The sequence below is a fragment of the Nesterenkonia natronophila genome (assembly GCF_003595215.1).
In the GTDB taxonomy this organism is placed as follows: domain Bacteria; phylum Actinomycetota; class Actinomycetes; order Actinomycetales; family Micrococcaceae; genus Nesterenkonia; species Nesterenkonia natronophila.
On the sequence record NZ_QYZP01000003.1, the window covers coordinates 486,224 to 505,817 of the forward strand.

20 protein-coding genes are annotated in these 19,594 nt (G+C 61.8%); 2 read left to right on the forward strand and 18 right to left on the reverse strand.

Annotated elements, in window-relative coordinates:
- The first annotated feature begins 15 nt into the window (after nucleotides 1-15).
- Complete coding sequence (locus D3250_RS11180; RefSeq protein WP_119903454.1) at nucleotides 16-555, forward strand: DUF3515 family protein; 540 nt, start codon at nucleotides 16-18, stop codon at nucleotides 553-555.
- 25 nt (nucleotides 556-580) lie between these two features.
- Here the strand turns inward: D3250_RS11180 and D3250_RS11185 are convergent, their stop codons facing one another.
- Both D3250_RS11185 and D3250_RS11190 read right to left on the reverse strand, forming a co-directional pair.
- Complete coding sequence (locus D3250_RS11185; RefSeq protein ID WP_119903455.1) at nucleotides 581-1,516, reverse strand: co-chaperone YbbN; 936 nt, start codon at nucleotides 1,514-1,516, stop codon at nucleotides 581-583.
- A 35-nt stretch (nucleotides 1,517-1,551) separates the two neighbouring features.
- The gene (locus D3250_RS11190; protein WP_119903456.1) at nucleotides 1,552-3,666 is read right to left on the reverse strand and encodes a hypothetical protein; all 2,115 of its coding nucleotides are present in this window, start codon (nucleotides 3,664-3,666) and stop codon (nucleotides 1,552-1,554) included.
- Between the two features lie 143 nt (nucleotides 3,667-3,809).
- On the opposite strand from D3250_RS11190, the gene D3250_RS11195 reads away from it, so the two are divergent.
- Nucleotides 3,810-4,118, forward strand: a complete 309-nt coding sequence (locus D3250_RS11195; RefSeq protein WP_225973292.1) for an Rv1322 family protein — start codon at nucleotides 3,810-3,812, stop codon at nucleotides 4,116-4,118.
- Nucleotides 4,119-4,143: 25 nt separating this feature from the next.
- Here the strand turns inward: D3250_RS11195 and nucS are convergent, their stop codons facing one another.
- The 16 genes from nucS to thrB all read right to left on the reverse strand — a co-directional run bounded on the left by nucS (nucleotide 4,144) and on the right by thrB (nucleotide 19,590).
- Nucleotides 4,144-4,836, reverse strand: coding sequence for an endonuclease NucS (gene nucS, locus D3250_RS11200; protein ID WP_119903457.1), 693 nt, complete (start codon nucleotides 4,834-4,836; stop codon nucleotides 4,144-4,146).
- A 104-nt stretch (nucleotides 4,837-4,940) separates the two neighbouring features.
- Nucleotides 4,941-5,204, reverse strand: a complete 264-nt coding sequence (locus D3250_RS11205) for a F0F1 ATP synthase subunit epsilon (protein WP_119903458.1) — start codon at nucleotides 5,202-5,204, stop codon at nucleotides 4,941-4,943.
- A gap of 5 nt (nucleotides 5,205-5,209) precedes the next feature.
- Nucleotides 5,210-6,667 (reverse strand): F0F1 ATP synthase subunit beta, encoded by a 1,458-nt coding sequence (atpD, locus tag D3250_RS11210; RefSeq protein WP_119903459.1) that lies wholly within the window; start codon nucleotides 6,665-6,667, stop codon nucleotides 5,210-5,212.
- Between the two features lie 13 nt (nucleotides 6,668-6,680).
- Nucleotides 6,681-7,574 (reverse strand): F0F1 ATP synthase subunit gamma, encoded by an 894-nt coding sequence (locus D3250_RS11215; protein ID WP_119903460.1) that lies wholly within the window; start codon nucleotides 7,572-7,574, stop codon nucleotides 6,681-6,683.
- Nucleotides 7,575-7,615: 41 nt separating this feature from the next.
- Nucleotides 7,616-9,244 (reverse strand): F0F1 ATP synthase subunit alpha, encoded by a 1,629-nt coding sequence (gene atpA, locus D3250_RS11220; protein ID WP_119903461.1) that lies wholly within the window; start codon nucleotides 9,242-9,244, stop codon nucleotides 7,616-7,618.
- A gap of 82 nt (nucleotides 9,245-9,326) precedes the next feature.
- On the reverse strand, nucleotides 9,327-10,154 hold the full coding sequence (locus tag D3250_RS11225) for a F0F1 ATP synthase subunit delta (protein WP_119903462.1): 828 nt from the start codon (nucleotides 10,152-10,154) through the stop codon (nucleotides 9,327-9,329).
- Nucleotides 10,154-10,714 carry a F0F1 ATP synthase subunit B gene (locus D3250_RS11230; protein WP_119903585.1) on the reverse strand — a complete coding sequence of 187 codons (561 nt, stop codon included), beginning with the start codon at nucleotides 10,712-10,714 and terminating at the stop codon, nucleotides 10,154-10,156. The genes D3250_RS11225 and D3250_RS11230 overlap by 1 nt, the downstream gene beginning before the upstream one ends.
- An 80-nt stretch (nucleotides 10,715-10,794) precedes the next feature.
- Nucleotides 10,795-10,998 carry a F0F1 ATP synthase subunit C gene (locus D3250_RS11235; RefSeq protein ID WP_119903463.1) on the reverse strand — a complete coding sequence of 68 codons (204 nt, stop codon included), beginning with the start codon at nucleotides 10,996-10,998 and terminating at the stop codon, nucleotides 10,795-10,797.
- An 83-nt stretch (nucleotides 10,999-11,081) separates the two neighbouring features.
- Nucleotides 11,082-11,891 (reverse strand): F0F1 ATP synthase subunit A, encoded by an 810-nt coding sequence (atpB, locus tag D3250_RS11240; RefSeq protein WP_192892600.1) that lies wholly within the window; start codon nucleotides 11,889-11,891, stop codon nucleotides 11,082-11,084.
- Nucleotides 11,892-12,063: 172 nt separating this feature from the next.
- Nucleotides 12,064-12,462 (reverse strand): hypothetical protein, encoded by a 399-nt coding sequence (locus D3250_RS11245; RefSeq protein ID WP_119903465.1) that lies wholly within the window; start codon nucleotides 12,460-12,462, stop codon nucleotides 12,064-12,066.
- Complete coding sequence (locus D3250_RS11250) at nucleotides 12,459-13,604, reverse strand: MraY family glycosyltransferase (RefSeq protein WP_119903466.1); 1,146 nt, start codon at nucleotides 13,602-13,604, stop codon at nucleotides 12,459-12,461. The genes D3250_RS11245 and D3250_RS11250 overlap by 4 nt, the downstream gene beginning before the upstream one ends.
- A complete protein-coding gene (locus D3250_RS11255) occupies nucleotides 13,601-14,257 on the reverse strand; it encodes an L-threonylcarbamoyladenylate synthase (RefSeq protein ID WP_438830154.1) in 657 nt (218 codons plus the stop codon). The genes D3250_RS11250 and D3250_RS11255 overlap by 4 nt, the downstream gene beginning before the upstream one ends.
- Before the next feature lie 4 nt (nucleotides 14,258-14,261).
- A complete protein-coding gene (gene prmC, locus D3250_RS11260; protein WP_119903468.1) occupies nucleotides 14,262-15,215 on the reverse strand; it encodes a peptide chain release factor N(5)-glutamine methyltransferase in 954 nt (317 codons plus the stop codon).
- A 24-nt stretch (nucleotides 15,216-15,239) separates the two neighbouring features.
- Complete coding sequence (prfA, locus tag D3250_RS11265) at nucleotides 15,240-16,316, reverse strand: peptide chain release factor 1 (protein ID WP_119903586.1); 1,077 nt, start codon at nucleotides 16,314-16,316, stop codon at nucleotides 15,240-15,242.
- A gap of 123 nt (nucleotides 16,317-16,439) precedes the next feature.
- The gene (rho, locus tag D3250_RS11270; protein WP_225973293.1) at nucleotides 16,440-18,347 is read right to left on the reverse strand and encodes a transcription termination factor Rho; all 1,908 of its coding nucleotides are present in this window, start codon (nucleotides 18,345-18,347) and stop codon (nucleotides 16,440-16,442) included.
- Nucleotides 18,348-18,555: 208 nt separating this feature from the next.
- Nucleotides 18,556-19,590: a homoserine kinase gene (gene thrB, locus D3250_RS11275; RefSeq protein WP_119903469.1), complete on the reverse strand. Its 1,035-nt coding sequence runs from the start codon at nucleotides 19,588-19,590 to the stop codon at nucleotides 18,556-18,558.
- Between the last annotated feature and the right edge of the window lie 4 nt (nucleotides 19,591-19,594).

The following is a 19,594-nucleotide window of genomic DNA, read 5'->3' on the forward strand; positions in this document are numbered from 1 at the left end:
TACAGAATAGGACACATGCATCGAAAGTTGTCTCTTATACCCGCGACACCCCGGCACCGCCACTTCTGCGCCGCTGCGGCAGCCCTGGTGGGGCTGGTGGGCTGCACCTCGGCCTACTCAGTGGAGCCGGCAGCGGAAGCCCACCACCCTGACTGCGCTGACGTGATGCTGAGCCTTCCGGAACAGGTGGGCGATTACGAGCAGCGCCGAAGCTCCTCCCAAGCGACCGCTGCGTGGGGCGATCCTGCAGCCGTGGTGCTGCGCTGCGGAGTGGAGCCGATCGGACCCACTGAACATCCCTGCGTCTCTCCTGCGGGCGTGGACTGGGTGTGGATCGAACACGATGATCACACTCAACTCATCAGTTTCGGCCGGGACCCCTCGGTCGAGCTTCTCCTCGACCAGGACTACATCAGCGAGTCAAGCATGATGGATGTCCAAGCGGCATTGTCCGGTCCTGTCCAGGAGATCGATCAGGATCGTGAGTGCCTGCCTATCGACCAGGAGCAGGCAGATCCTTTGGAGGATGAATCCGGCGACACCGGCTCAACCTGATCTGCAATCGAGCTGGTTCCCGGGACTAGAAGAGCGCGGTGGCGAGCTTCTTCCGTGCAGCAGCTACCCGCGGGTCGGTGTCCCCAACAATGCTGAACAGCTCCACAAGATGTTTCCGCGCAGTCTCGCGCCCCTCTCCTGGGTGCGTCTGAATGAAGCGAATGAGACGGAGAAACGCGTCTTCGACGTGACCTCCGAGTACGTCAACGTCCGCCACATCAGTTTGAGCCTGTACATCATCCAGGTTCTCGGCAGCGCGTTGACGCACTTCCGCCACGTCGACATCTTGGGTCCGCCTCATCAGACGCACCTGAGCGAGTCCCAACTTGGCTTCGGAATCGTCCGGCTTCTCCTTCAACGCCTCTGAAAAAGCTTCAGCTGCTCCTGCATAGTCCCCGTTTTCCAAGGCCTCCTGGGCTTTGCGGTGCAGCGGCGGCAGCTCAGGCTCAGTCTCCGGCTCCTCGCCTCCGCGCTGGGACTGTGGCGGCACCGTGCCGGTGACTCCATTCTGCGTGGCCAACTGCAAGATCTGGGTGACGACCTGGGGCAGCTGCTCCACCGGGGCGGAGGAGTCGAACTCCCCAATCGGTTGACCGGAGAGGAATGCAGTCACGACGGGGAGTTTGCCGGCCTGCTCCGCGACCTCCGGTGCCGAGGCGGCGTTGATAGTTGCCATGACAATCCGTCCCTGGTGGGAATCCACCGCGCGTTCCAATGTGGAGACGAACTGCTGAGAAGTGGCGTCAGCGCCGTGGATAAGCACCAGCGCCGGCACTTGAGCGGAGAGCTGAACGATCTGCTGCAGCTGCTGCGGCGCGACGGCGATCACCCAGGAGTCCTGAGCGCCTTTCGCCTGGTGAGCGGCCCCGCCATCCTGGCCTGAACTCTCTGCCAGTGCAGAGAGGTCTACTGCGCCATGGGCGTTGACGGAACGGTCGTTGGCTGAGGGATTCTCATTCATCGCTTGTTATCCTACCGCTCCAACCTTCCGGCGTCCTAGTAGTCGTCGAACCCCTCCGGAGTGTTGATTTCGGCGTCGGAGATCAGATTGTCTACTCCCACGAGCACCACCTCTTCCTCGGAGTCCTCGGGCGGAATGTGCAGGACCACAAATTCGCGGGAGGTGATGCGAGTCGGGAAGGTGGTCCAATCCGTCCCCACGATCTCCACGACCAGGTCATGTTCGAGGAAGATAGTGTCGCCGTCGCCTATCGGCGACATCTCCATCGTCATGTCGAACGATCCAGCGACCACCACTGTTCCGTCGGGGAGCTCAAGGGCAGACGCGTCGTCGAGGTCGACCTCAGGGTTGACGAACTCAATCTCTGTATCGTCGGCGGCCTCAGTGAGCTCGTCGTGGTACTCATGCAGGGCGTCGATGTAGACGCTCTCTGCCATCTGCTCACCGAAGTCGTGGTCCTCATCAACGAACCAGCGCGACACTCCCTGCAGGGCGGCTGCGGGGGTGCCAGAGTCCTCAGCATCCCCAGGTGAGACGACAGAGACGCCGCCCTGCTCGGCAGACACGGCTGGGAACTCGGTGCCCGGCGCCATCATCGCGGTGTGAACGAGCTTGTAGTTCTCACGAGCTGTGGCCTGCTCAATGATGAGCACCTGTGGGACTTCTGCATCCGAGTGTTCAACGATCACGACAGCTTGACGGGGAAAATCGGTGTCCCCGGTCACGGCAGCGGAGAGCACCTCGGTGCCGATAGGCGTCGGCATGGAGGTTTCAGCCAGGTCATAGTTGCGGTAGGCGAGTTCACGGTAGTCCAGCGCATCACCGGCGACGCGATCCTCCAGCAGCTCAGCGTCGCGCTCCTCATCTGCATTCTCGACTGTCTGAGCTATGTCTTCCATAATGCTCTCCAGCTGAGAGCTCAGCAGCACAGAATAACCTTCAGAAGGCACTTCACCTTCGATGCCGGTCTCTTCGTCCGCCTCGTTGTCTTCCTCAAGTTCTTCTGCGTCCACATCAGCCGGGGCGTCCTGTTGGACCTCGCTGTCCTCATCCTCCTCCGGGTCGTCCTCACCGTTGTCGGCGTGCGCGGGCCCGGCGAGCCCCAACCCGGACGCGAGTGCCACCAGTACGGCAAGCACAGCAGCAAACGGCGATCTTCCGCCTCCGAGGCGGTCGCGCAGCCCCTTGGCCCAGCCAGAGAGCCTCTCACTGTCGTCATGGGTGGCCGGAGCCTGATCATCGGGAGCGTTCATGGGCCCGGCGTCGTCGTCTTCGTCAACGTCTTGCTCATCGACGGGGTCGTTCACGGTCTCAGGGTGCTCGACTGCCGTGACCTCAGTCGTTGAGTATGCGCCAGCTGCACCAGGCGCAGAGTCTTCCACAGCTGGCTCCTCAGCGACTTCTGCCGGCGCGCTCCCTGCTGGAACGAATTCCTGTGTCGCATCCTCCTCTCCCGGTGCGGGCGCATCAGTAGGATTCATCTCCCCCGCTGCGGGAGCGGCCGGGGCCGCGGATGTCGCTTGGGCATTCCTCCTCCGACGCGGCCCACCGACGGCCCAGTAGAAGAGTCCCAGCGCCAGAAGAATGACCAGCGCGCCACTGACCAGCAGAGCAATGCCGCCGGTGGGTGAGTAGGTGACGGTTTCTGTGGTGGTGATGGCCGCAGGCGCTGGCTCATCGCCCTCCCGATAAATCAGAAGTGCCCAATCACCTTCTTCATCTGGAGTGTCCCAGCGGTAAGGCATCTCTCCTTCTGCGGTCTCGACGCTGACCCAAAGGTCAGAATCCGTGGGCTCCGGCACGTCCGTCTCACCGTCGATGTACTCGGCCGTGATTCTCGACGGATCCTCCGGGTCCTCGGATGCCTCGAAACCGGTTACACGGTTATGGGCGGCGTCGTCGAGCCACGCTTCGACATCATAGGTGCGGCCCAGGGCAATGAGGTACTCGCCCTCGGCCTCGATTGTGAATTCGTCGCGGCCCGCTTCGGCGTCGATTACATCGTTGGTCACCACGGTGAAGGGTGCATCCTCCGCGCCTTCGGTCTCCACGACATGGGTCTCTTCGGTCTCAGCTGTCAGCTGGCTAATGCCCAAGCCGAGCAGCGCCAAGCCGGCGGCGAAAGCTATGATGGCGTAAACGAATCGCACGGGGATGTTGTCCTTAGATTTGGCGGAGCGGGGCGTCAGTCACCCCGAACATTGGCGTCCAACGCACTAGAATACAGAAGATAACGATATGGTTACAATTCAGCCTATTCTCAGGTCGCTGAGTGCTCTGACAGAATAGCCACGTGGCGAAAGGTGGACGACGACGTGGCAGCTCCAAGTGGCAGCAGCAGCGACGACCGCTGAACGCTGATTCCCTGGCACCGGGAGGTCTCAGCTCCGGCCGGGTCAAGCGCCGCGATGGTGAGTACTATGTGCGGCGCATCTCAGGCTCTGCAGCCTTTAAAGAGTACACCTGCCCAGCCTGCCGGCTTCCCATCAACGCAGGAACGGCCCATGTGGTGGCTTGGCGAGCTGATTGGATTCTGGGTGATGACAATGCGGCCTCCGAACGTCGACATTGGCACACACACTGTTGGAGAATCTCAGGATAGCTCGACTCCAGCACGGCTGCCAGGCTCAGAAGAGCCGGGGAGCGCCAGACTCTTCCCCCTTCATGTCTTCGTAATCCAGCACCACGCAGCGAATTCCGCGATCCTCCGCAAGCGTGCGGGCCTGGGGTCTTATCTGTTGTGCGGCGAAGACACCGGCCACCGGCGAGAGCAGCGGATCCCTGTTCAACAGCTCCAGATAGCGCGTGAGCTGCTCGACGCCGTCAATATCGCCGCGGCGCTTCAGCTCCACCGCGACCACTCCGTTGGGGCCTCTGGCCAGAATGTCCACGGGGCCGATGGGGGTAGCGTGTTCCCTCCGGATGAGCGTATGGCCATCACCCAGCCGCTCGATCTGCTCAGCCAGCAGACGCTGCAGGTCTGCCTCCACCCCGTCTTTGACCAAACCTGGGTCCGAGCCCAGTTCATGGGCTGTATCGTGATGAAACTCCGAGATCAGGATGTTCAGCTGGTCATCGGTCTTCTCAGCGGAGACAGTCCACACCTCCTGAATCCCAGCCCGGGCCTGATGCTCATCGGGTGCAGCAACTTTCAGGACGGCCGGGGGGGACATCCAGTTGAGCGGCTTATAAGAACCGCCGTCAGAGTGGATCAGCACGGCACCATCGGCTTTGATCATGACGAGCCGCTTAGCCAACGCTAGATGCGCGTTCAAACGCCCAGAATAGTGCACGGAGCAGCTGGCAATGACTAATCGCACGGTTATTGATCCTATCGGAGAACTGCACAGCGGGGTCTCAACGAACTGGTGGCCCCGGCATGCGCCGGAGCCACCAGTTCTGCCAGCGAGTGAAAATCTCCCGATCAGTCAGTTACGTCTGCCTCGTCGGCGACGACTGTGATCTTATCCGAGTCAACGGAGAAGAAGCCTCCCTTGACGTACGCCTTCACGGTGGGCCCCTCCACCGGCTCAATGGTGAGGTCTCCCTGAGCCAGGAGAGCGAGGAAAGGCGAGTGTCCAGGCAGGATGCCGATATCACCCTCTACGGTGCGGCCGGTCAAGGACCTCGCCTCACCGGACCACACTGCGTGATCCGCAGCAACAACCTGTACATCGAGAGTGGCCATCAGGATCAGCCCTGCTTCTGCATCTCGGCGTACTTGCGCTCCACGTCGTCCAGGCCGCCAATGTTGTAGAAAGCCTGCTCTGGGACATGGTCAAGATCACCGTTAGCGATCGCGTTGAAGCCCTCAATGGTGTCCTTGATGGGAACCGTTGAGCCTTCCACGCCGGTGAACTGGACAGCGGTGTAGGTGTTCTGAGACAGGAACTGCTCTATGCGGCGGGCTCGGGAGACAATGATCTTGTCCTCTTCTGAGAGCTCGTCCACACCAAGGATCGCGATGATGTCCTGCAGTTCCTTGTTCTTCTGCAGAATCTGCTTGACCCGAGTAGCACAGTCGTAGTGCTCCTGCCCGATGTACTGGGGGTCCAGAATTCGGGAGGTGGAAGTCAGTGGATCAACAGCTGGGTACAGACCACGCGAGGCGATGGCGCGGGATAGCTCCGTCGTGGCGTCCAAGTGCGCAAACACGTTGGCTGGAGCAGGGTCGGTGTAGTCGTCGGCTGGCACGTAGACCGCCTGCATAGAGGTGATCGAGTGACCGCGAGTCGAGGTGATCCGCTCCTGCAGCACACCCATCTCGTCTGCGAGGTTCGGCTGGTAACCCACTGCCGAGGGCATGCGACCCAGCAGCGTGGAGACTTCGGAGCCTGCCTGTGAGAAGCGGAAAATGTTGTCAATGAAAAGCAAGACGTCTTGGTTCTTGACGTCACGGAAGTATTCCGCCATGGTCAAGGCGCTCAGCGCCACACGCAGACGGGTTCCCGGCGGCTCATCCATCTGTCCGAAGACCAGGGCGGTGTCCTTGAGAACTCCTGCTTCTTCCATCTCCACCCAGAGGTCATTACCCTCACGGGTGCGCTCCCCCACACCGGCGAAAACGGAGGTGCCACCGAAGTTGCGTGCCACACGGGTGATCATCTCCTGGATGAGCACGGTTTTTCCGACGCCCGCGCCGCCGAAGAGGCCGATCTTGCCGCCATTGATGTACGGAGTCAGAAGGTCAATCACTTTGATGCCGGTTTCCAGCATCTCCGTAGAGCCTTCCAGCGCCGCAAAGTTAGGAGCCTCGCGGTGGATGGGCCAGCGTTCGGTGAAGTCTAGCTCTGCGGTGGGGACGTCAAGCGTCTCTCCCAGCACATTGAAGAGGTGGCCTTTGACCGTCTCCCCTACGGGAACGGAGATCGGCGCGCCCGTGTCCTGGACGTTCACTCCGCGAACCAGACCGTCAGTGGCCTGGAGCGAGATGGCGCGGACAAGGTTGTCGCCCAGGTGGGCGGCTACCTCGAAGGTCACGGTCTTTGTCTCCCCGCCGAGGGTCAGCTCAGCGGTGAGGGCGTTGTACATGCCTGGGATAGCGTCGGCGGGGAACTCAATGTCCACCACCGGGCCGATGACACGGGCGACCCTACCGGTCGCGCCGGGCTGCACGGCCTCTGTGGGCTGTTCTGCAGTAGTGGCAGTCATCTCTCTCACTTTCTTACGACGACGCCAGCGCGTCGGCACCGGCGATGAGCTCGGTGAGCTCCTGGGTGATTTCAGCCTGGCGTGCATTGTTCCGAAGCAGCGTGTACTTGCGGATCAGCTCGTCGGCGTTGTCGGCTGCGGACTTCATGGCCTTCTGACGTGCTGCCAGCTCGGAAGCAGACGCTTCCAACATGGCGGAGAAGATGCGCGACTCAATGTACCGAGGCAGCAGCGCGTCCAGCACCTCCTCGGGCGAGGGTTCGAAGTCGTAGAGCGGCATCGGCCCAGCACCGGAAGTTTCCTCAGACTCCACCACCGAAAGGGGAAGGAGCCTCTTGACCACCGGTTCCTGGGTCACCATCGACTTGAACTCTGTGAAGACGAGATAGATCTCGTCCACCCCGCCGGACTCGACGGGCTCTACGAACTGGTCCACCAGGGTCTTGCCGATCTCACGGGCACGCTCGACTGACGGAGAGTCGGTCTGACCTGTCCATACCTGGTCGTACTCGCGGTCTCGGAAGTCGTAGAAGGCCTGAGCCTTGCGCCCGTAAAGATAAGGCCGTGCCTCAATATCGTCCTGCCTGAGGCGGGCCAGCAGAGACTCCGAACGCTTCAGCACGTTGGTTGAGTAGGCGCCTGCGAGACCGCGGTCACTAGCCATGATGAGCACGGCAGCGCGCTGCGGGTTGTTCGCTTTCTCTGTGAGAACATGCTCCACATCGTCCTGCGAGGCAACGGCCGACACCGCACGGGTGATGGCCTCCGCGTACGGCGAGGCCGCTTGTGCACGGCTGCGTGCCTTGCCGACCCGCGAGGTCGCGATCAGTTCCATCGCCTTGAAAATCTTCTTCATCGACGAAGTCGATGCGATTTTCTGGCGATAGACCCGGATCTGGGCTCCCATGCTTGTCCTTCCTTAGTTCATGTCGAAGAGTTCTGCCACACTCACTTGGAGGCGGGGATCTCTTCCTGCTCGATGTCCTCGTCAGAAAGCGCCTCAGCGGTCTCATTGCCGACCAGTGACTCTGCCCCTTCGGAGTGGAAATTTCGCTTGAAAGTCTCAATTTCCGCATTGAGCGTGTTCATGGTGTCGTCCTCGAGCTTGCCGGTGGAGGCGACGTTGGTCAGCACATCGGTCTTGCGGCGGAGGTGTTCGATCCATTCCGCCTCGAAACGCTTGATGTCTGCCAGTTCCACGTCGTCGAGGTGCCCCTGGGCTCCGGCCCAAATGGATACCACCTGCTCCTCAACGGGGAACGGGGTGTACTGCGGCTGCTTCAGCAGTTCCGTCTGTCGCTCACCCCGAGTCAGCTGCTGACGCGTTGCGGGATCTAGGTCGGAGGCGAACATGGCGAACGCCTGCATATCCCGGTACTGGGCCAGGTCCAGCTTCAGCGTGCCGGAGACCTTCTTCATGGCCTTCACTTGAGCGGCTCCACCCACGCGGGAGACTGAGATGCCGACGTCGACAGCAGGGCGCTGGTTCGCGTTGAACAAGTCCGACTGCAGGAAGATCTGGCCGTCAGTGATCGAGATGACGTTGGTCGGAATATAGGCCGACACGTCGTTGGCCTTGGTCTCTACCATCGGCAGACCGGTCATCGACCCGGCACCGAGCTCGTCGGAGAGCTTGGCACAACGTTCCAATAGGCGGGAGTGCAGGTAGAACACGTCGCCGGGGAAAGCTTCCCGACCCGGCGGCCGACGAAGCAGCAGCGAGACTGCGCGGTATGCTTCCGCCTGCTTGGACAGGTCGTCAAAGATGATCAAAACGTGTTTGCCGCCGTACATCCAGTGCTGTCCAATGGCGGAGCCGGCGAACGGTGCCAGGTACTTGAAACCAGCTGGGTCAGACGCAGGTGATGCCACGATCGTGGTGTACTCGAGGGCCCCGCGGTCAGCCAAGGTCTGACGCACTGCGGCGATCGTAGAAGCCTTCTGTCCCACAGCCACGTAGATGCAGCGCACCTGCTTGTTCACATCGCCGGACTCCCAGTTCGCCTTCTGGTTGAGAATCGCATCGATTCCGATGGCGGTCTTTCCGGTCTGGCGGTCACCAATGATCAGCTGGCGCTGACCACGACCAATGGGGATCATTGCATCAATAGCTTTGATGCCCGTCTGCAGCGGCTCATGGACCGACTTGCGCTGCACCACTGACGGTGCCTGCAGCTCGAGCGCCCGACGTGACTCCGCCTCGATTGCACCCATGTCATCAATCGGCGCGCCCAGCGGGTCCACCACGCGGCCCAGGAAGCTGTCGCCCACTGGAACGGAGAGCACCTCTCCTGTTCGGGTGACCTCCTGACCTTCTTCGATACCTGCGAAGGCCCCGAGAACCACGACGCCGATTTCGCGAGTGTCGAGGTTCTGTGCCAAGCCCAATGTGCCGTCTTCGAAGCGAAGAAGTTCGTTCGACATGGTCGAGGGAAGACCCTCTACCCGTGCAATGCCGTCAGCCGCGGAGATCACGCGCCCCACCTCGGTGCGCTCGGCACCGCCCGGCTCATAAGACGCGGCGAACTCGTTCAAGGCGTTGCGGACGTCATCGGCATTGATGGTCAAATCAGCCATCTGCAGTCCCTGCTCTCCTCTATCAGTGGCCGTGTCCTGCACGGCCGTACGGGTCAAAAAGTTGTCTGTCGGGCTAGCTGAGCTAGCGGGCAATAGTGCGGTTCAGCTCGTTCAGTCGGGCGGCAACAGTGCTGTCAACCACTTCGTCGCCCACTTGGACTCGGATGCCCCCGACCACAGACGGGTCGACAACTACATCCAACTTCAGCTCCCTGCCGAAGTACTTGTCCAGACTTGTCGACAGCTTGGTCAGGTAGGTACTGCCGAGATCCTTGGCCACAGTGACCTGTGCGATCCAGCGGTCCTGGCGCTTTGCAATCACTCCAGCAAAACGTTCAACCAAGGCCGACGTCCGCAGTCCGCGCGGAGCGGTTACGGCACGATCAATCAGCAGTCGCGTTTCCGGGGAGGCATCGGCACTGAGCTGTGCTGCGAGCTTCTGCTTAGCTGAGGCTGGTGCCTGGTCCTGACTCAAAGCTCGCTGCAGATCGTGCGATTCAGCGATGGTCCGGCGAAAGGTCAGGAGTGCGGTCTCCAGATCCTCGAGACCTTGGAGACCCCGACTCTCCGCCTTCGCCGCGACAGCTATCACCGCGAGCGTCTCCACCGCATCACCCAAATCACGCTCGGTGCTCCAGCGCTGGGAGACTGCTGCCTCCAAGATTTGCAGCGTGGCCTGCTGCGCCTGGTGCGCGAACAAAGACCGAACGACTCCCACGCGGGCATTTGGCTCCCGAGAGGGGTCAGTCAGCGACCGACGCAGGGCCGCCGAGCCGTCCAACACATCGAGCGCGGTGAACAACTCATCGGCCACCGCCAGATCAGCTGCGGAGAGGATAGTCTCCAGCTCGCTCTGCAGCGTCTGCAGTGAGGCTCTGGACCGACTGGATCCGCTGAACTGCACTGCCATTACTGTGGTGCCCCCTGAGATTGCTGCTCAGCATCCAAGTCAGCGAGGAAGCGGTCCACCACTCGGTTGGAGCGAGCATCGTCATCGAGGGCCTCGCCGACAATCTTCGAAGCAAGCTGCGTAGCCAGCGTGCCGACCTCAGCCTTCAGGGATGCGGCAGCGGCCGCACGGTCAGCTTCAATCTGAGCCTGCGCCTGCTCGCGGATCCGCGCCCCTTCTGCGGCAGCTTTCTCCTGAGCCTCAGCGACCAGTTGTGCGCCCTCCGCGCGTGCTTCTTCACGAATCTTGGACGCCTCGGCGCGCGAGTCTGCCAGCTGCTGCTCGTACTCAGCCCTCAGAGCCTCGGCCTCGGCCTGAGCCTCCTCAGCCTGGTTGAGTCCGCCTTCGATGGCCTCAACCCGGTTCTGGTACGACTGCTCAAACCTTGGGGCGATTACCTTGACGACGATGATGAAAAGCACGATGAAGCCGATACCGGCTACGGCAGCTTCCCAGGGGTTGGGGAGCAGCGGGTTGGCGTCCTCGTACTCCGCTGCCCGGATCAGTGTTGTGCTGACCATGTTTTCACCCATCTTCACTAGTCTGACGGTCTTCTGGCGCCACCGTCACATACGGCGGCTGCGTGTCTGCTGAACCTGTGTCAGAGCACAAAGGCGAAGACGATGGCCAGAATGAACACGGCCTCAGCAAGGGCGAAGCCCAACAGCGCAATAGGCTGCAGCACACGCTGAGCCTCCGGCTGACGTGCCACACCATTGAGGTAGGCAGCGAAGACCATGCCGATCGCGATGGCCGCGCCGAATCCAGCGAGGCCGAGGCCGATCATGTTCAGGGTGCCTTCCATGTATTTCTCTCTTTCTGTCTCGCTCCCGGTGTCTTTCACCGGAAAATTGTGCGGGAACTCGTTAGTTTGGGGTTCTTACAGGGTCAATGAGCGTCGGCTTCAATGGAGCCTTGGATGTAGATGGCGGTCAGCAGGGCGAACACAAACGCCTGCAGCACCATCATGATCAATTCAAGAAAGTACAGCGGGATGGAGCCGAGCAGAACAGCTACGCCCAAACCTGCGTTGGCGATGCCTTCCTGCTGTGCGATCAGGAACTCAGCTCCCGAACCCGCAAGCATCACGATGATGTGCCCAGCGAGCATCACAGCCATCAGACGCAGACTGTGCGTCAGCGGGCGGATGATGAAGTTGGAGAGGAACTCCAACGGAGTGAGAATTAGCAGCAGCGGCTTCGGCACTCCTGAGGGCACCGTCATCAGCTTCATGAACTTCGCACCATGGAGCTTGAAACCCAGTCCGATCCAGGTGACCCAAATAATGGCAGCCATCGCATATGCGGGACCCGCATGGGAGAAGGTCGGCATTTGGAGTCCTGGAATCGCTCCGAAGAGGTTGTTGAACAGGACGAAGAAGAAGACTGTGAATAGAAGTGGGATCCAGGGACGGAAATGCTTGTCCCCCAGAATGTCGCGTCCCATGGTGTTGCGCACGAAACCGTAGGCCGATTCGGCCAGATACTGCCCGCGGGAGGGGACCAGAGCCTGCTTGCGGATTGCAAAGCTGAACAGCCAGGTAATGAGCACGACGGCCAGAATCACCATCAGCATGTTCTTGCCGAAGCCGGTGCCCCAAGGCGCCATCCACGGGAGGATATCCGGAAGGTGGGTCTCACTGATAGTGGGCGGCTGGAAGCCACCCTCTTCGGCGGCACTCAGGGCAAGCGATGACAACGCTGGTCCTCTCATCGGTCGTCGAATGATCGAGACATACGGATCTCGGGTTTGGGCGAGGGAAGTCGGCGCATAGACAACCAGCCGCGGCCCGCGCCAAGCCTACCAAAGCTCACCGCCGCGCACGGCACGTTATCCAGCGGTGACAACACTACTACAAGGGGTAGAAAAACTACGCATCAGGTTCGACAGCAAGTCGCATCCGCGCGAAACTGAGAACTTCCACGGTTTGCCATACCAACAGAACGGCGATTCCGGCTCCCAATGCCCACTCCGGCTGCAGCCACTCTCCGGGCTGAACGAGGGGCAGCGCTAAGGCCAGTGCCACTATCTTCACTCCGAATCCCATCATGAACAGAGGTATGGAGAGGTGCGGCCGGTGCCGCTCGGCCCAGTCGATCAGCGCCAAGGACATGAACGACAGCACCACCACGAGACCGCCCCCTGCCCCTGCCGACGCGGCTGCCGCTGTCCCGTGAACCAGCGCAGCGATCCCAGTTGACAGCCCAAGGGTCCCGAGCCCTGCCGCTGTAGTTCTCGTGAGTACTTCTCGCCATCCCGCAGCGCTCATCCCGGACCCTCCTCCGCCAGGCGCGCCGCTGAGCGCCGATTAGTGGCCCGAACACGTTTTCGCATCCCAGGCCCGAGAGTCAGTACGGTCGCGATGCCGAGAGTCAGGATCATCGATGCGGTGACCAGCTGCCAGGAGAGGAAGTTGAAGGAGATCGAGCCAAAAGCGATCAGGCCCGCCCAGAGGTAGAGCAGCAGGACGGCCTGCGCGTGCGAATAGCCTGAGTCAAGCAGCTTGTGGTGGAGATGTCCCCGGTCCGGGGCAAATGGGCTCTGTCCCCGCAGGGCCCGGCGAATCACCGCGAGCACCAGGTCCAGGACCGGCAGCACCATCACCGCCAGCGGGAGGAGCACAGGCATGTAGGCAGGAATGTTGCGGAAGCGAAACTGTTCCTGGTGCAATTCCAGCGAGCTTGTCGCGATGACGGCACCGGTGGCCATCACGAAGCCCAGAAGCATGGCACCGGTGTCCCCCATGATGAGCTTTGAAGGGTAGAAATTGTGCGGCAGGAACCCGAGACAGGAGCCCACCAGGACCGCCATGAGCAGTGTCACCAGATGGGAGGGTTCGAACTCGCGGATGGCGAGCGTCAACAAGTAGCTGTACATGAAGAACGCCGCACCGCCGATCGCGGCCACCCCTGCTGCGAGTCCGTCAAGTCCGTCGATGAAGTTGAAGGCGTTGATCGTCAGTACGACGAGGAAGATGGTGAGGAGACCCTGCAGCAGGGGTCCGCCCACACCGAGCCAGCCCACCGGCATGACTTCGAGCTGGATCCCATGGATAACCAGGAGAACCCCGGAGCCGATCTGAGCGGCAAGCTTGATCAGCCAGTGAATGTCCCACGCGTCGTCTGCCATCCCTGTGACCATGATGAGCGTCATAGCCAAAATTACGCCCATGATCTGGGTCAGATCAGCGAATATTCCCGAGAACAGCGGTATCAAAGCGGAGATCCCGATGCCGGCGAGCATGCCGAAGTAGATGGCGACGCCGCCCCACCGGGGCTTGACCTCGGTGTGAATATCCCGTGAGCGGATGCCGGTGTAGATGCCCAGGCGCAGTGACATCCTGCGGACCGGCGGGGTCAGCGCATAGGTGGCGACAGCCGAGACTGTGAGAACAATCAGAAAATAGATCATTCCGTCGCGACCACCTCGGGCACCACGGCCTGGAGCTCATAGAGGGGAATCGCGCCGTGGCGCACCACAATAGGAGCCGGACTGGTGCAGTCCACGATGGTGGATGCCTGCTGCAGCGCACGTTCGCCATCATCGAGGTACACAGCGACAGATTCTGCGAGCATCTCCTGCGCGGCCGCTGCAGTGGTCGCCGCTGGCAGACCGGTGCGGTTGGCGCTGGAGACCGCCATCGGGCCAACCGCGCCCAGCAGCTCAAGGGCGACCTCGTCGGCCGGCATGCGTAGAGCCACTGTTCCGCGCGTCTCCCCCAAGTCCCATGCCAGAGAAGGCTGAGCATGCAGGATGAGGGTCAGCCCTCCGGGCCAGAAAGTGGCGGCCAGCTCGCGGGCAGCCTCTGGAATGTCGGTCGCCAGTGCGTCCATCACCTCTGCGCGTGCGATGAGGACCGGCGGGGGCATGGTCCGGTTCCGGCCCTTGGCCGCGAGCAGAACGGCCACGGCCTGAGGGCTGAAAGCGTCCACCCCAATTCCGTACACAGTGTCTGTCGGCAGGACCACCGGCTCCCCCCGGCCAAGGGCACTGCGGGCAGCGTCTATAGCGGTTTCGCGGCGCTTATGCTCCGTCACGTCGTAAGTCTGGCTCACGCGCTGTATTCTTTCACGCTGCCGACTCTGATGTGCGCTGATCCCCCGCCGGGCAGCCACGCTTGACCGTTGCTGAGGTGGATCGCTGCCGGTCAGTCAGGTCCCGGTGAGTCTCCACGTTCTCAAGCATCGGGTCGGCACGGCAGAGCCCAGCCAAGGCCTCTGCATGCGCTTCCGCATGCTCCAAAATCAGCCAGCCGCCGGGAACCAGCAGGTGCTTGGCGGCCCGTATGACAGCCTCGGGAAGCTCCAGCCCATCGGATCCCCCGCCGTAGAGCGCGATTTCTGGATCGTGCTCACGCACCTCCGGCTCCACCGGGATCATACCGGGGGGAATGTAGGGTGGGTTGGACACCACCACGTCAAAAAGGGCGCCCGCATTGGCTGGATCCGTGTGCCACTGCCGGGAGAAGTCGCGCAGATCGCACAGATGCATGACCACCGGACTCGAGCCGTTAGGAATTTGCCGGAAGTTCAGCTCCGCCCAGGCAGCGGCCTCAACGGAGACCTCGACGGCATGAACCTCGGCGGCCGGGTACTCTGTGGCGATCGAAGCCGCTATCGCCCCGGACCCGGTTCCGAGATCGACGACGCGCGGATTCGGAACTCCGCAGGCACCTAGGGCGCGCAGCTTCTGCAGGACCAGCTCAACCACGGTCTCCGTTTCCGGACGTGGGACGAAGACCCCAGGCCCCACCTGGAGCTCTAGCCACCGGAAAGGCGCCACGCCTGTGAGGTGCTGCAGAGGGACTCGGTGCGCTCGCTCCTCAATGAGCTCCCAGAACCGGTCCTGGATCTGGTCCGCAGCTTCCGCCTCGGCGGCCCCGGAGATCACTTGCAACTTCAGCTCAGCGCGGCTTATCCCCCAAGCGTGAGCGGCCAGCAGCTCGGCGTCGGTCTGCGGGCTTGGAATCTCAGCGGCCGCAAGTCGTTCAACGGCTCGGCGAAGCGTTGTTAGGAGGTCCACGTCAGCGTCTTTCGGAAACCGAGCTTACTGTTCGGAGAGCGCGTCGAGTCGTTCCTGCTCATCCAGCTGGATGCAGGACGCGATGACAGCTTCCAAGTCTCCGTTGATCACAGCGTCCAGGTTGTAGGCCTTATAACCTGTGCGGTGGTCCACAATACGGTTCTCGGGAAAGTTGTAAGTGCGAATTCGTTCGGACCGATCCATAGTGCGCACCTGCGACTTTCGGGCCAACGCACTTTCCTCATCAAGCTGTTCCTGCTGGTGGGCCAAGAGCCTGGAGCGCAGAACCCGCATGGCGGCCTCCTTATTCTGCAGCTGGGACTTTTCGTTCTGCATCGCCACCACGATCCCGGTGGGGAGGTGAGTGATGCGCACCGCGGAGTCCGTGGTGTTGACGCTTTGCCCCCCTGGGCCTGAGGATCGATAGACGTCGATCTTGAGGTCGTTCTGGGAGATATCGATCTCCTCAGGCTCGTCGACCTCGGGGAGGACCAGAACACCGGCGGCAGAGGTGTGGATGCGACCCTGCGACTCAGTCTCTGGCACACGCTGCACTCGGTGGACCCCACCTTCGTACTTCAGATGAGCGTAGACACCTTCGGCTGGGTCGTTGGTATTGGACTTGATCGCGACCTGGACATCTTTGTAACCGCCTACATCTGACGCAGTGGCGGACAGGAGCTCCGTCTTCCACCCTTTGGACTCGGCGTAACGGGTATACATGCGCAACAGATCGCCTGCGAACAGTGCGGCCTCGTCCCCTCCTGCTCCGCCTTTGACTTCGACAATCGCATTGCGCACATCGTTCTCGTCTCGGGGGATGAGCATTCGCAGCAGGCGCTCTGAGGCCTCCTCCAGCTGCGCCTCCAGTCGGGGCACCTCGGCGGCGAATTCGGCGTCGTCTTCGCCGAGCTCACGTGCTGTGTCGAGGTCCTCCTGGAGCTGTGTCCAGCGGCGGTGGGCCTCGACCACGCCGTTGAGCTGCGCATAGCGGCGACCAAGCCTCCGCGCCAGCGATTGGTCGGCGTGCGTCTCGGGCTCAGCAAGCCGGGCTTGGAGGTCTTTGTGCTCCTCGATGAGGCTGCCGACGGAGTCGAACATACGCGGGTTGATCTCGGTGCTCATAGGCCTTCCTCCGGGAACAGCATAATGGGACGTGATCTGAAAAGACCCCGTCAGTTCCGTGTTCGGACAGCTGACGGGGTCTTCCCCTGTTTCGCGAACCTAGTCGCCGTTGCCGCCCAGGGTCGTCTTTTGGGTCAGCAGCAGGAACTCTGCATTGGAACTGGTCTCCTTGATTTTCTTCAGCAGAAGATCCAAGCCCTGTTCCTGCTCCAGTCCGGAGAGCACGCGGCGCAACTTCCACATGATCTGCACCTCTTGCGGTGAGAGCAGGTTCTCTTCACGACGGGTAGAGGACTCAGACACGCTGATAGCCGGGAAGATGCGCTTGTCGGCCAAGCGGCGTGAGAGCCGAAGCTCCATATTGCCGGTGCCCTTGAACTCCTCGAAGATGACCTCATCCATCTTGGAGCCGGTCTCCACGAGGGCGGTGGCCAGAATCGTCAGCGAGCCACCATTCTCAATGTTGCGGGCGGCGCCGAAGAATCGTTTGGGTGGGTAGAGCGCGTTGGCGTCGACGCCCCCGGAGAGGATGCGGCCCGAAGCCGGGGCTGCTGTGTTGTAGGCGCGGCCCAGTCTGGTCATGGAGTCCAGGAGGACCACGACATCCTTGCCGACCTCCACAAGTCGCTTGGCTCTTTCTATGGCCAACTCTGCGACCGTGGTGTGGTCGTCTGCAGGTCGGTCGAAGGTCGAGGCAATGACCTCACCGTCGACGGTGCGCTGCATATCGGTCACTTCCTCGGGACGCTCATCGACCAGTACCATCATGAGGTGCACCTCAGGATTGTTGGCCTTGATCGCCTTCGCCAGCGCCTGGAGGATGATGGTCTTACCCGCCTTCGGCGGGGAGACGATCAGGCCGCGCTGACCCTTACCGATAGGCGCCACGAGGTCTATCACGCGGGTGCCGAGATCCTTGGGGTCTCCCTCAAGCCGCAGACGCTCCTGCGGGTAGAGCGGAGTCAGCTTGTTGAAGTCAACCCGGTCTGTGTTTGCCTCTGCCGGCCGGCCGTTGACTTTGTCCACCTTCACCAGAGCCGCGAACTTCTGCCGCTTGTTCTGCTTCGGGTTGTCCTGCGGGGCCTTGATGAATCCGGTCACCACATCGCCTTTTCGCAGGTTGTTCTTCTTCACCTGCTGCAGGGAGACATAGACGTCGTTCTGGCCGGGGAGGTATCCGGAGGTGCGCACGAACGCATAGTTGTCCAGGACATCGAGGATGCCAGCGATAGGGATGAGCTGGTCGTCCTCGGTGAAGTCGGAATCATCGTGCTCGGGTCCGCGGTTGCGGTCGCGTCCCCGCCGATTCCGGTCGTTTCGGTTGCGCCGCCGGTTTCGGCGATCGTTGCGGTCCTCGTCCTGCTCGTTGTCGCTGTCATTGTCCCGACCAAAGCTTTCCTGGTCCTTGCGATGGTCCTGCGAATCTGACTGACTGGACTGATGGGACTGCTTTTTATCACCGCGCTGGTGGCGTTGGTTGTCACCGCGATCGCGACCCTCACCACCGGAGGATGAGGAGTCGGTGCCCGAGGCTGCGTTGTCGCGACCCCCACGGCCTTCCTCGCCCTTGCCCCGCGAGCGGCGATGACGGTTGCTGCCCTTGGGCTGGGCCTCACCTTTGGGCTGGGACTCGCCTTTGGGCTGGGCCTCGCTCTCTGGCTGCGCGTCCTCATTGGACTGGTTGCTCTTGGGCTCGTCTTGGGCAGCAGTACTGCGGTCGGCGGCGTCGGTGGTGGCTGCCGTGCCATTGTTCTCTGCAGCACTCTTCGTCTGCTCCGCCGGCTTTTCCTGCTTCTTGTCGCGGTCAGCAACTGCTCCACCGCGCTGGTGGGCAGAGATGGCTTCGACCAGGTCAGACTTCCGCATGCGGGAGGATCCGGCGATTCCAAGTTGGGAGGCCAGTGCCTTGAGCTGTGCAAGTTTGAGGCCGGCGAGACCGGTGTTCGCGCTGCTGTCGGCGTCGTTCTTCACGTCCTGAGGTGCTCCCTCAGTGGTGGTTTCTGTCACGAAGGTTCCTTCTCCCTCGTCAGGCAGACCGCGTTCAGATGCGGCCAACGGTTTCCATGGCAATCTTTCGCGTCAACGCGTTGAAGAATTCCCCTTAAGTACACTTATGTACACACTCGGGTTTGAACACTTCAATAGGTGCGTGCTGTGTCAATAACCCGGCTGGGAGAGCGCGAACTGCGCGAAAGTCACGCGGCGATAACTTCGATCACCGCAGTGACTCAACTATAGCACCTGTGTGGGCTATAGGCAGATTCGACGCTGCGAACGTCTCCCGGCCCGGATGTTGGCTGGTGAAGGCCTGGATGGATGCGGCGGCCTCCGGGGCGTGCGCCTCGTCGGTCAGCACAGTCACGGCGGGACCCGCGCCGGAGATGACCGCGGCGAAACCTTCTGCCCGCAGCTCATCGACCAGCGCCATGGACTGTGGGAAGGCTTGTCGGCGGTACTCCTGGTGAAGGTAGTCCTCTGTGGCATCCAACAGCAGCCTTGGGTTTGCTGTGATCGCGTGCACCAGCAGGGCCGCACGCGAGCTGTTCTTGGCGGCCTGCTCGTGGGGCACGCTTCCGGGCAGGAGATCCCGGGCTGCCTGGGTCGACTGGGTGAACGACGGCACCGCCAAGACACAACGGAGTTGCGAGTGTACCTGCAGGGGTGCGGTGCGGAACACCAGCTCGGAGGTGTGCGAGGCCAACCAGGAGACTGCTGCTCCTCCGCGAAGCGCCGGAGCATAGTTGTCCGGATGGCCTTCCATGCGCGATCCGATCTGCAGCTGCTCATCATCGCTGAGCCCACCGGGCAGGAGCTGATCAGCTGTTTTCACTGCGGTAGCAATGGCCGCGGCAGAGGATCCGAGGCCCCGGGAGTGCGGAATGGTGTTGTGCGCCCGGACATCGAGATCCGGCAGGTGGTACCCCTTAGCGGCGAGTATCCGTTCCACTGCGGTGATCACTAAGTGTGACGCGTCGGCGGGAAGGTCCCCTGCTCCTTCCCCGGTCACAACGACCCCGACCTCGGGCTGCTCCGGGTCGCGGCGGGGCCGGGCACTGACCTGAATCTCGTCGCGCCACTCCAGGGCCAATCCGAGGGTGTCATAGCCCGGGCCCAGATTCGCGCTGGTGGCCGGCACCCGGAGGCGGAAGTGCGTTTCGGCACTGATTGGGGCGTGCAGCTTCTGGGCTGGAGCGCCTACTGCGGCGCTCGGGCCGAGCCCCTGCCCCAAACGTCCGGTCTGAAGTCCCATGTGA